Genomic DNA, 13,285 nt, shown 5'->3' on the forward strand with positions numbered 1-13,285 from the left:
GTAGTTAATTTTTTATACATAGTTATTCGGATAATATTATTTATACTCATAACTTTTATTATTTAACATTTATACTCAAAGGGTATATATTTACTATAAACAGCTTCTGATTCAACATATTTGTATCTTCATTAAAGTGTGCAAACATATTTTTAGGAGGGGACGGGTATGACAAATGAAACAATCACAATACATACGAAACAAGATATCGTCGATTATGTAAATGAGCGAAAAACAACAAAGCGTACGTCACTACTACTGATTATAGTATTAGGGACTATTTTTTTAGACGCTTACGATTTAACTATTTTAGGTACAGCTACTGATCAGCTTACAGAAGAATTTAATTTATCCGCAACATATTTATCTTTTGTTATGACTGCTATGCCTTTTGGTGCTTTAATTGGTGCAGCTATTGGTGGTTTTTATGCTGATAAATTGGGCCGCAAGCTTATTCTATCCATTTCATTAATCTCCTTAATTATAGGTGCTCTCGGTGCAGCGTTATCGCCTACCCCATTCATATTACTCTGTTTCAGATTATTGATGGGATTTGCAATCGGTATGGACAGCCCTGTTGCTTTCACATTCATTGCAGAAATCAGTAATAAAAAGGATAAAGGTCGTAACGTCAATTATTGGCAAGTTGTCTGGTATATTGCAGTGGTATCATCTGCACTGATTGTGATTCTGCTATATGAATTAGGTACTGGCACTTGGTTATGGCGTTATTCAGTAGGTCTTGGTGCTGTATTTGCAACGATTATACTTGTTTTGAGACTTTTTTATTTAAGTGAAAGTCCTACTTGGTCCATGAAAAACAAAACACTTACTCAAGCTACAAGAGAACTTGAAAAGAACTACAATATTAAAGTGAAACTTGAACCGAATAAAGGTGAAGATGAATCTTATCGTAAAACAGAAGTAAAACATCCTTTAAGAACATTATTCAACAAACGTTATCGTAAAAGAACAATATTAGCGACATCAATAGCTACATTGCAAGGAATGCAGTATTATGCAATCGGATTATATATTCCTTTAATTGCTATATACATTATTGGTGACAATAAAATTGAATCATTATCAGGTACTGCGTTGATTAACGTCGCTGGTATCATTGGTGGTTTAGTAGGTGCATTACTTACAACTAAATACGGTGCACGCAAACTAACGATGATTGGTTTTAGTATTGTAGGTTGTTCAATGTTAGTCATCGGATTCTTTTACGGACACACATATACATGGTTAATTGCACTCATGGTAGCATTCTTCCTATTCGGTCATGCCGGCGGTCCAGGCACACAAGGTAAAGCAATTGGTGCCTTATCTTACCCGACTATTTTAAGAGGTAAAGGTACAGGATTTGTTGAATCAGTTAGTCGATTTGGAAGCATGTTCGGAACATTTATATTCCCGATTATATTAGCTAACTTCGGACTAAATAACACAATGCTATTTTTAGCTGCTGTGCCTATACTTGGCTTAATTATTACTACCGTTATTAAATGGGATCCAGTTGGTAAAGATGTAGAACATGAAGACCAATATATTGAAAAAGTATAATAACAAAAGGGAGCGGGACAGAAATCTCATTTTAATAAATAGATTTCGTAGTCCCCCGGCAAGGATGACTAGGGTTGGAAAAAGCTTGATATAAGCGCATTTTCAATCCAGTCAGCTACTGCCATTATAATAAAAGAGGCTGAGACATGTATTTATGTCCCAGCCTCCTTTTTTCTACTTCGTAACTGTATTTTCATACGGTACATTTCCGTATTCTTCAGTTTGTTGGTTTTCTTTTGGTTTATCTTTTTCCCATATACTTTCTAGTTCTTCTAAAGTTTTACCTTTAGTTTCAGGAATGAATTTCCAAACAAATATTCCTGACAGTATACTCATTGTGGCATAAAAACCATAAGTCATTGTACCGCTGATATCCATCATAAATGGATAAGTTGATGTGATTGTAAAGTTCGCTAACCACTGAACTGCTACTGCTATAGCTATCGCACTACTTCTAATACGGTTCGGGAATATTTCTGATAATAATACCCAAATAATTGGACCCCAACTCATCATAAATGAAGCAGTATAGATGACCATAAATAGTAATGTGATTACACCGAATATTCCATTTGCTGTTAATATACTCATGCCTATCATACCGATAGCCATTCCTGTTGATCCAATGATAAGTAACGGTTTACGTCCAAATTTATCAACATAAATTATAGCAATTAATGTGAATACCACATTTACTAATCCCATAACGACAGTTTGAATCATTGAAGCATCACTACCTGCACCAAGGGTTTCGAAAATTCTCGGTGCATAATAAAGTGCTACGTTTATTCCAATAAATTGTTGGAATATAGATAGTAATATTCCGATGATAATGACTGTTTTACCAAAACTAAATAATGGTGCTTTTGTATCATTTTTCTTACTTTTTGTAGATAATATATCTTTCAATACTTTTTTAGCATGCTCATTTGATGAATAAATTTTATTCAGAACAGTTAATGCGTCTTTATCTTTATTAGCTAATATTAAATACCTAGGTGTTTCTGGTACCAAGAATAGTAATACAAAGAACACGACAGCTGGTATTGCTTCAGTCATAAACATATAACGCCAACCTATTACATCAACCCAATTTTGTGATTGACCAAATGTAATACCATAGTTTACAAAGTATACGACTAACATACCAAAAATAATTGCGAACTGGTTCCAAGACACGAGTCGTCCTCTAATTGATGAAGGAGAAATTTCACTAATATACATTGGAGAAATAGCAGAAGCTAAGCCCACTCCTATCCCACCTATAATACGGTATATATTAAACATGACTAACAACCCTAAACTTGATTCTCCTGCATCAAAGAATAGAAATTCTGGATATCCTGATAAAATTGCTGATACTATAAATAAGATTGCAGCAACTTGTAAAGATTTTTTACGACCTACACTTCTTGAAATATTTGAAGACAATAATCCACCTATAATACACCCGATTAAAGCACTTGATACTGTTATTCCGTGGATAAAACTACCATAACCTGATGTGATATACTTTTGTAATGATTGTTCTGCCCCAGAAATTACTGCTGTATCATAACCAAATAATAGCCCACCAAGCGTTGCGATTAGTGCAATTTTAAAGATAAATCTCTTATTATCATAACTACTCATTACCCCATCTCCCTAATTCGTTATTTAAATTGAGCTAAGTCTTTCGTTAGTGGCTGAGTTGCAGTATAAATTTGTTTATATATATTAAATAATTTTTGATATGATTCATTATTTTTTGAATCTGGCGTGACTTTTTCATGATAGTTAATCCATGATTGGCTAATATCTTGAAATGTATCGAACCAGTTTTCGCCCATTGCCGCTAACATTGCAGCACCATATGCTGGCCCTTGTTCTTCTGTCCTAGTCATAATAGGCGCATTAAAGATATCCGCTTGTATTTGTAACCATTCTTCATTTTTTGCGCCTCCACCAATAGAAACAATTTCTTTTATATCGACATCTTGATTTTTCATAATCTCGATACTTTCATTAATAGAGTAAGTAACACCTTCAAGTACTGAACGTTTAATATCCTTTTGCGATGTATTAGCATCTAGCCCAATAAAGCTACCCCTGACAGATGCATCGTTATACGGTGTACGTTCACCTAATAGATATGGTGTATACAAGAGTCCATTTGCCCCTATTTTAGATTGTGAAATATCTTGTAAGAATGTACTAAAGTCTTCATCTGGGTTAAACAATTGCTTCAGCCATTCTAAACTATAGCCAGCTGAAAGTGTGACACCCATAATATACTTTTGATTTGGCACACAATGACTAAAGTAATGCATGTTACCGTCATTTTCGTAATGTTCACTGTTCTCAATAGAAAGTGCAACGCCCGATGTACCAATGCTTACAAGTTGTTTTGTTTCATCTGTTATACCAGAACCAAGTGCACCACAGGCATTATCTGCGCCACCTTGATAAATATTTATTTCCCAGTCAATATTTAATTGATTCTTAATATCTTCTTTTAACACACCACTTTTTTGATGAGAAGGAATCACTTCTGGGCATATGTTCGAATCAATATCTAATTGATCTAATAACGTTTCAGACCATTTTTTAGTTTTGATATTATACATAATCGTTCCAGCAGCATCTGATGGTTCTGTGAAAATATTACCCGTCAATTTATAGACAACATAATCTTTCGGCAACATAAATTTATGAATCTTTTTATAATTATTAGGTTCATTATTTTTTAGCCAAATTAATTTCGGAAGTGTGAAACCTTCAAGTACAGTATTTTGTGTTTGTTTAAGTAAGAACTCCATACCTAAAGTTTCTTTAATTTCTTCCACTTCTTGTGAAGTACGTGTATCATTCCATAAAATAGCTGGCCTTATACTATCACCAGATTCGTCAACAACGACTAATCCATGCATCTGTCCTGAAAAGCTAATACCTGTGATTGATTGTTTATCAAATTTCTTTAATAAGTGCGTTAAACTATTCACTGTTGCTTCGTACCAAACATCTGGATCCATTTCACTGTAACCAGACTTTGGATGCGTCGTTTTATAACTGAAGCTATGAGAGTCGACGACCTCACCATCTTTATTAACAACTATGGACTTTAATCCACTTGTACCAATATCAACGCCAATTACATAATTCATAATTATCATTCTCCATTATTGATATTTAGAATATATTGATTGATTTGTGATTTTATTACTTCTAAGTGATCTGACTCATTTTCAATTTTTTCTATTTTATGTGCATATTTTTCTAATTCTTTAAATGAAGTTGTTCCTTCTACAATTTCCTTACCGATACCTTCACTAAATGATTTATATTTTTTATTAATGATATTTTCGAAGAAGTTATCTTCAATCATTTTATGAGCGACTCTTAATCCAAGTGCAAATGTATCCATACCTGCAATGTGCGTTAATAGTAAGTCTTCTTGTTTAAATGATGTTCTTCTTGGCTTAGCATCGAAGTTTAGACCACCTGGGCTTAAACCATCATTTTTAAGTATTTCGTACATCGCTAATGTCGTGTCATACACGTCTGTAGGGAATTCATCAGTATCCCAACCTAGTTGAGGATGACCTTGATTGGCATCCACTGATCCTAACATTTGATTATCGCGTGCATATCTTAGTTCATGTTGGAATGAATGACCTGCTAAAGTAGCGTGGTTTGCTTCAATATTAAATTTAAATACATCATCTAAGCCATACTTCTGTAAGAAAGCATGAGCTGTTGCAACGTCTGTATCATATTGATGAGTAGTTGGTTCTTTAGGTTTAGGTTCAATTAAGAATTGTCCTTCAAATCCTATTTCTTCAGCATAACTTTTAGCCATCTTGAAGAAGTTTGCTAAATTATCTAGTTCTAACTTCATATCGGTATTTAATAAACTTTCATAACCTTCACGACCACCCCAGAATACAAAGTTTTCTGCGCCTAACTTTTTAGCAATTTCTAAAGATTTTTTCACTTTCGCTGCAGCGTATGCATATACTTCAGCGTTAGAAGATGTAGCTGCTCCGTGTACAAAACGTTCATGTGTGAAATTATTAGTAGTATTCCACAATAATTTCTTGCCCGTTTCATCTATTTTTTCTTTAATAAGATCGACTATTACGTCTAAGTTTTCATTTGATTCTTTTAAATTAGAACCTTCAGGAGCAATATCAATATCGTGGAAACAGAAATATTCAAGATTTAATTTTTCCATGAATTCAAAAATAGCATCCACTCTTGCTTTAGCTTTGTCCATCTCATTTAAGTTATCCCATTCACGTTCAGCCGTGCCTAAACCAAATGGGTCTGAAAGATCTGCAGTAAATGTATGCCAATAAGCGACACTAAACCTTAAATGTTCAGCCATCGTTTTATCGCCTATTTTTTCTTCCGGATTATAATATTTAAAACTATAAATGTTTTGTGATTTTGAACCTTCGTATTTTACTTTATCTATGTCGAAATATGTCATTGTTATCCTCCTAATGATAGTTGGTTAGTTTATTAAACAAACTAACTTTAAAAATAATATATCATATACTATCATTTATGTAAACGCTTTCTACATTAAAAAAAGAACTTGTTAGAAATCTTATAAAAGATTTCTAACAAGCTCTTTTTAAATATGAATATCTAATTGAATGTCTTCAATTTGTAGCACTTTTTGAATGATTGCTAAAGTTCCGCCTAACAAAGTAGCATACTTCACATTAGAATTTAGCTTGATTTGAATTTCATTTCGAGAATACTGTTTAAACTGTTCTTTAATTTCTTCTAAAATTTCTGGTATTTCATTAATTAACGGACAGTTAACATAAAAAGCATTTGGATTAAATTGCGTGTTTAAGTTATGTATTAATATAGCAATCTTATTAATAAATTGCTCCATCTCTTGCACAACTACAGAGTTTCGCTCTTTATAATATTGAATTAGTTTACTAAGTGTTAACGTCTCACCTAATTGATGGCTTAAATTTTGTAGTAAAGCTTCTTGAGAAAAAATATCTTCAATCTTATGATAAGTTTCCACATTATTGCTTACTTTTGATACAAGTGTTTTTCCAATCTCACCCGCTTCACCATTGGCACCGCGATACAATTTATTATTAATAATTAAGCCCGCACCAATACCTTTATGAATGCTAAGCGCTATAAGATTATTAATCGATAAACTATGCTTAAAATTACGCTCATACAATGCAGAAAGATTTGCCTCATTTTCGATCATCACAGGAACTTGGGCAAATTCTTTTAGCATTTCTGTTATAGAAGCTCCATCTGTCTTGTGGAATGGTAAATAAATGACATTTTGATCATTATCAACGACACCATGTATAGATACAGACATACCTAATAAACCATGAATAGTGTCATTTTTCTCACGAACATCAACGTGCTCTTTCAAAATATCTAATATACTACTTACATTGTCATTCGGTAATTTATAAGATTCGTGTTGAATCACATTACCATCAAAGTAGTTATACATCACTTCAACAGAACTATACGTCAAATCTAACGAAATAAAGTAGCCATACAGATGATTAACCTTGAGTAAGATTGGTTTCCTTCCGCCACTTTTCGTACTGTCACCTTCACCAACTTCGCGCACTAAAGATTTACTCTTCAATTTATTTAAAATACTAGAAATGGTCGCTTTATTAATTCCTAGATTCTTTGATATTTCTGTGCGTGAAATATTTTGATGATTAAAAATTTCTTTTAGCACTAATTTTTCATTACTATTTATATTTAAAAATAAGTTATTTTCCATAATTTAAGACCCCATATGCACTTTGAATGTTCTATTTTAAATATCCATTTTATTATATTTATTATTTTAACACATATTAAAATAGCCAAAAGTTTTATCCTTATTTAATATATACCCTCTATTATTCATATTTGTTCAATTTCTTGTATGATATCATTGATATTATATACATCAATCTAAAATCACTTTTTATATAACTGAAAAGGAGCATATAAATTTATGAATATTTTAATTTTAGGGGCAACTGGTCGTGTTGGTCATGAGATTTTAAATCATGCGATTAATGACGATCACCATATAAATGTATTAGTTCGTAATAAAGAAAAATTAAAAACTAAATATAACCAACTCAATATAATAGAAGGCAATGTGTTAAACAAAGATGATATTGCCCAGGCAATAAAAGGTGTAGATGTTGTATTCAGTGCATTAGGTACTGATGGTACAACTACATTAACAGAAGCTATGCCTCTTATTATTGAAGCAATGGAACAAGAAGGCGTTAAGCGTATCATTACTATAGGTACAGCTGGCATATTACAAAGTAGAACTGACATCGATCTTTTTCGTTATGAATCAAACGAATCAAAAAGAAAAACGACTCGTGCAGCGAAAGAACACCGCAAAGTATATGAACTACTCGACCAATCTTCACTTAAATGGACAATTGTTTGTCCTACGTATTTACCTGATGGAGAAAGAACTGGCAAATATCGAACAGAGAAAAATTATTTACCTGAAGATAGCGTTAAAATCTCCGTACCAGATACTGCAGAATTCGCTTATCAACAGTTGAATAACGATGAATATGTTAAATCGCGAGTCGGTATTGCGTATTAAATAGAAAAGCCCGGGACATAAATAATTGTCCTGGGCTTTATTTTTGAGAATAGCTGAAAAGTTTTTTTAAATAAAAAATAAGTGATTTGTTGTTCATTATTTTCAGCTCCAATTTTTTATCAACATTTCTTTTTTATAAAGTTCTTGGAAGGCTTGTTATCACTATTTATTATAAACCATGATTGTAGTTATTGAACAATAAAATCAACAAAAAATCTTTTTACTATATACCTATAGGGGGTATATGTTATACTTTGATTATCAACTAGTTGTTCTTTTAAATTTTATAAATTAGGAGGTTCATTATCATGAATAAAGATAACAAGCATGATCATGAGCATCATAGTCATCAAGGACATGAAAATCATGAAGACCATGATAATCATAGTGACCACGCTCACCATCATGGTAATTTTAAAAGTAAATTCTTTATTTCATTAATTTTCGCAATACCCATCATCATTTTATCACCAATGATGGGCATAAAATTACCGTTCCAAGTTTCATTTACAGGTTCAGATTGGATCGTATTAATTCTAGCTACAATTTTATTCTTTTATGGCGGAAAGCCATTTATTACAGGTGCTAAAGCTGAGATTTTAAGTAAAAAACCTGGAATGATGACGTTAGTTACACTAGGTATTTCAGTTGCATATATTTATAGTTTATATGCATTTTATATGAATAACTTTAGCTCTTCGTCGTCCCATACTATGGACTTTTTCTGGGAGTTAGCTACTTTAATTGTCATTATGTTATTAGGTCACTGGATTGAAATGAATGCAGTTGGTAATGCTAGCAATGCTTTAAAGAAAATGGCGGAACTTTTACCTAATACCGCTATAAAAGTAACCGATGAAGACCAACGTCAAGAAGTGAAAATATCAGATATTGATATTGATGATATCGTTGAAGTTAAAGCTGGTGAAAGTATACCTACTGACGGTATCATCGCACAAGGTGAAACTTCGATTGACGAATCATTAGTAACAGGGGAATCAAAACTCGTTCCTAAAGCTTATAACGATGAAGTTATTGGTGGTTCCATCAATGGCTCAGGAACTATTCAAGTTAAAGTTACTGCTACCGGCGAAAACGGCTACCTTTCTCAAGTAATGGGATTAGTGAACCAAGCACAAAATGATAAATCCAAAGCTGAATTATTATCTGATAAAGTAGCAGGTTATTTATTCTACTTTGCAGTAAGTATCGGCTTAATTTCGTTTATTGTATGGATGCTTATTCAAAGTAATGTTGATTTTGCACTTGAACGTCTTGTAACAGTACTTGTCATAGCTTGTCCTCACGCATTGGGATTAGCGATTCCTTTAGTTACAGCACGTTCTACATCTATAGGTGCACACAATGGTTTAATTATAAAAAATAGAGAGTCTGTAGAAACAGCTCAACATTTAGATTATATTATGATGGATAAAACAGGTACATTAACTGAAGGTAATTTCTCAGTTAACCATTATGAAAGCTTTAATGAACAATTAACAGATGAAGATGTATTGAGTCTATTTGCTTCATTAGAGAGCAATTCCAATCACCCTCTTGCTACTGGTATAGTCAATTACGTTAAAAGTAAAGACATATCCTATTCTAGTCCTAAAGAAGTTAACAACTTACCAGGTGTAGGTCTAGAAGGTACTGTTAATAATAGAAAATTAAAAATAACAAATGTAACTTATTTAGATCAAAATAAATTTGATTACAACAAAGAACAATTTACTGACCTTGCTAAAGAAGGCAATTCCGTTAGTTATTTAATTGATGACAACCAAGTTATTGGCGTTATCGCGCAAGGTGACAAAATTAAAGAAAGTTCAAAACAAATGGTTTCGGATTTATTATCTAGAAATATCACACCTGTCATGCTTACAGGTGATAATAATGAAGTTGCTCAAGCAGTTGCCAAAGAGTTAAGTATTGATGATGTGCATTCACAATTAATGCCTGAAGATAAAGAAAAAATTATTAAAGACTATCAATCAAAAGGTAGTAAAGTTATGATGGTTGGCGATGGTATTAATGATGCGCCAAGTCTTATTAGAGCCGATATTGGTATGGCTATAGGTGCAGGTACAGATGTAGCCGTTGAGTCTGGCGATGTCATACTTGTTAAAAGTAACCCATCAGATATTATTAGTTTCTTAGATCTTTCTAAAAATACAATGAAGAAAATGGTTCAAAATCTTTGGTGGGGTGCTGGATACAACGTCGTTGCTGTACCTCTAGCAGCTGGAATATTAGCTGCAATAGGATTAATTTTATCCCCTGCTGTTGGCGCAATACTCATGTCATTCAGTACGATTATCGTAGCAATTAATGCTTTTATACTAAAATTAAAATAAAAGATAGGAGCTTTCAAATTATGATTAAGAAATTCAGTTTTATTATACTAGCATCAGGACTCGTATTATCCGCTTGTTCATCAGATAAAGAGGCAGAAGATAAAAAATCTAACAATCATAAAGAAGAAGAACATATGGAGCATAAAAACAATAGTAAAACACCAGAAAACATGAAGAGTACAAACGATGGCAAGTTTAAAAAAGGTGATAAAGTTACAATTACAGAAGGACATATGGCAGAGATGAAAAATGCCAAAGGTACAGTGAAAGAAGCTTATAAAACTTATGCTTATGAAGTAAGTTACACACCTACAAACGGAGACGACAAAGTAAATAATCATAAATGGGTCGTTAACGAAGAAGTAGCCGACGCACCTGAAGATGGTTTCAAAAAAGGTGACACTGTTAAATTAGAAGCTGACCATATGTCTGGCATGAAAAATGCAGAAGCTAAAATTGATGATGTAGAAGAAACAACTGTTTATATCGTAGATTATCAATCAACAGATAATGATAAAATGGTTAAAAATCATAAATGGATGACGGGCGATGAACTAAAAACACGTTAAAAACATCGGAATAAAAGAGCTAAGGACATAAATCCTTAGCTCTTTTTTTGGATGGGATTGATCGAGTCGATATTGTTATTGGATTTTCTATGACGTTAATCCAAGTAATCACATTCTTATTGGATTTTCTAGCTCATTAATCCAAATACACTCACTCTTATTGGATTTTCTACGACATTAATCCAAATACACTCACTCTTATTGGATTTTCTAACACAATAATCCAAGTAAACACATTCTTATTGGATTTTCTAGCTCATTAATCCAAATACACTCACTCTTATTGGATTTTCTACGACATTAATCCAAATACACTCACTCTTATTGGATTTTCTACAACATTAATCCAAATACATGCACCTTTATTGGATTTTCTAGCTCATTAATCCAGGTAAACATACCTTTATTGGATTTTCTAACACAATAATCCAAGTAAACACTCTCTTATTGGATTTTCTACTACAATAATCCAAATAAACATACTCTTATTGGATTTTCTAGCTCTTTAATCAAAATACACACACCTTTATTGGATTTTCTAACACATTAATCCAAGTAAACACCTTCTTTTTGGATTTTCTAGCTCTTTAATCCAAATACATACACTCTTATTGAATCAACCTTTACGTAAAATCACGAATTAACTTTTTCTTCTGTTTCATAGCTAATCTTTGTATATTTTTGTTTAATTTATTGTTAACCGAGTATATATAAATACTATGAGTAGAAGTTAAACTGAATATGCTTTAAAATTTTCAGTAGTACTACTAATTACGCTTACTTAATTTATTAGCCAATTAAAATTTATATTTTTTTACAATAAGTATTATTAACCTTTTGCAAATCACTCTTTTATATCGGAAGAAGGGATATTATGCTATTTCAATTAGACTTATTTTTAAGAATTTTTTTGGCCGTATTATGTGGTGCGATAATTGGTTATGAACGGTCACAAAGACTGAAAGCAGCTGGCATTAGAACGCATATACTTGTATCCGCCGCTTCAGCGTTGTTTATTATCATTTCAAAATACGGGTTTAATGATATTTTAAACTATTCAAACGTTGAGCTAGATCCATCAAGGGTTGCTGCTCAAGTTGTTAGTGGTATCAGTTTTATTGGTGCTGGTACAATATTGATTAAAAATCAAAATATTAACGGGCTAACAACTGCTGCTGGACTATGGATAACTTCGGGAGTAGGTATGGCTTTAGGTTCGGGACTTTATTTCATCGGGATTCTATCAGCAATTTTAATTGTCATTATCCAGTACTTTTTGAGAGAAAATTTTATATACGAAAAAATTGTTAAAAAAGAAAGAATACAAGTAAATATTGAAGCTTATTATTCAAACTATTTAAAACAGGATATATACAATTTACTTAAAGAAAATAATATTGAAAATATTTCATTTTACGTATATAAAATAGACCAGGATATAATTTATTTAAGCGTAACAGGTAAAGTTGTTTCTAAAACTTATAATAACAATGAACTTATGGAAAATTTATTCAGTTTAGAAGATGTTAGAGCAGTTAATTAAATAGAAGTAGAATTATATCGAAAAAACACGCATATACTCATTTCAGTACATGCGTGTTTTAGTTTTCGTAAACACAATTATTTATCATTTGCTATATATTCTGGATTATCTTTATTTAATACCCAGTTTCCAGTTGTTAAGTAAGATGCGAAAGCACACCATGCCACATAAGGGACTAATAGTAGCCCTGCAGTCTTCTTAACTTGATAAAACTTAACTGTCGTAATAATAACAGCACTAAATAAAGCAAAACTTTCAATCAATGCAGTACCTCTTAATTTATATTTAAAGTAAAGTATAGACCATAAATAATTCAGACCTAATTGAAGAGAGTATATACCTTTAGTACTCTTATTTGCATTATTATTAGAGACTAGAGAATAAGCTATGCCCATACTAAGATAAAGTAGTGGCCATACTATAGGAAAGATATAACCTGGCGGAGAAAATGGTGGCTTTTTATTTCGTTTATAATCTTGTCGCGCATTTTTGCTCGTATACTTACCTATCAAATTACCCCCGACAAACGGAAATCCAACCTCAAAAACTTGTTTCACTATGCCTGTAAGTCTCATTTAATCATGCCCTTTCAAACAGAATTTTTATCCCTTACACTTAAAAATACCCTCAATCTGTA

10 protein-coding genes are annotated in these 13,285 nt (G+C 32.2%); 5 read left to right on the forward strand and 5 right to left on the reverse strand.

What is annotated here, in order from left to right; genetic code table 11:
- Nucleotides 1-168: 168 nt before the first annotated feature.
- Nucleotides 169-1,566, forward strand: a complete 1,398-nt coding sequence (locus ACO6VN_RS11080; protein ID WP_422404669.1) for an MFS transporter — start codon at nucleotides 169-171, stop codon at nucleotides 1,564-1,566.
- 174 nt (nucleotides 1,567-1,740) lie between these two features.
- Here the strand turns inward: ACO6VN_RS11080 and xylE are convergent, their stop codons facing one another.
- The 4 genes from xylE to ACO6VN_RS11100 form a co-directional block, all read right to left on the reverse strand.
- Complete coding sequence (gene xylE, locus ACO6VN_RS11085; RefSeq protein WP_422404670.1) at nucleotides 1,741-3,198, reverse strand: D-xylose transporter XylE; 1,458 nt, start codon at nucleotides 3,196-3,198, stop codon at nucleotides 1,741-1,743.
- Nucleotides 3,199-3,218: 20 nt separating this feature from the next.
- Nucleotides 3,219-4,709, reverse strand: a complete 1,491-nt coding sequence (gene xylB / locus ACO6VN_RS11090) for a xylulokinase (RefSeq protein WP_422404671.1) — start codon at nucleotides 4,707-4,709, stop codon at nucleotides 3,219-3,221.
- 5 nt (nucleotides 4,710-4,714) lie between these two features.
- Complete coding sequence (gene xylA / locus ACO6VN_RS11095) at nucleotides 4,715-6,037, reverse strand: xylose isomerase (protein ID WP_422404672.1); 1,323 nt, start codon at nucleotides 6,035-6,037, stop codon at nucleotides 4,715-4,717.
- Nucleotides 6,038-6,184: 147 nt separating this feature from the next.
- On the reverse strand, nucleotides 6,185-7,339 hold the full coding sequence (locus ACO6VN_RS11100; RefSeq protein ID WP_422404673.1) for an ROK family protein: 1,155 nt from the start codon (nucleotides 7,337-7,339) through the stop codon (nucleotides 6,185-6,187).
- Between the two features lie 219 nt (nucleotides 7,340-7,558).
- On the opposite strand from ACO6VN_RS11100, the gene ACO6VN_RS11105 reads away from it, so the two are divergent.
- The 4 genes from ACO6VN_RS11105 to ACO6VN_RS11120 all read left to right on the forward strand — a co-directional run bounded on the left by ACO6VN_RS11105 (nucleotide 7,559) and on the right by ACO6VN_RS11120 (nucleotide 12,648).
- The gene (locus tag ACO6VN_RS11105) at nucleotides 7,559-8,179 is read left to right on the forward strand and encodes an NAD(P)-dependent oxidoreductase (RefSeq protein ID WP_422404674.1); all 621 of its coding nucleotides are present in this window, start codon (nucleotides 7,559-7,561) and stop codon (nucleotides 8,177-8,179) included.
- Between the two features lie 308 nt (nucleotides 8,180-8,487).
- Nucleotides 8,488-10,536, forward strand: a complete 2,049-nt coding sequence (locus ACO6VN_RS11110) for a copper-translocating P-type ATPase (RefSeq protein ID WP_422404675.1) — start codon at nucleotides 8,488-8,490, stop codon at nucleotides 10,534-10,536.
- Nucleotides 10,537-10,556: 20 nt separating this feature from the next.
- Complete coding sequence (locus ACO6VN_RS11115) at nucleotides 10,557-11,105, forward strand: YdhK family protein (RefSeq protein ID WP_422404676.1); 549 nt, start codon at nucleotides 10,557-10,559, stop codon at nucleotides 11,103-11,105.
- A gap of 874 nt (nucleotides 11,106-11,979) precedes the next feature.
- Complete coding sequence (locus ACO6VN_RS11120) at nucleotides 11,980-12,648, forward strand: MgtC/SapB family protein (protein WP_017000391.1); 669 nt, start codon at nucleotides 11,980-11,982, stop codon at nucleotides 12,646-12,648.
- Between the two features lie 77 nt (nucleotides 12,649-12,725).
- Here the strand turns inward: ACO6VN_RS11120 and ACO6VN_RS11125 are convergent, their stop codons facing one another.
- Nucleotides 12,726-13,223: a TspO/MBR family protein gene (locus ACO6VN_RS11125; protein WP_064211432.1), complete on the reverse strand. Its 498-nt coding sequence runs from the start codon at nucleotides 13,221-13,223 to the stop codon at nucleotides 12,726-12,728.
- Nucleotides 13,224-13,285 lie beyond the last annotated feature (62 nt).

The sequence above is a fragment of the Mammaliicoccus sp. JADD-157 genome (assembly GCF_049310805.1).
GTDB lineage: Bacteria > Bacillota > Bacilli > Staphylococcales > Staphylococcaceae > Mammaliicoccus > Mammaliicoccus lentus.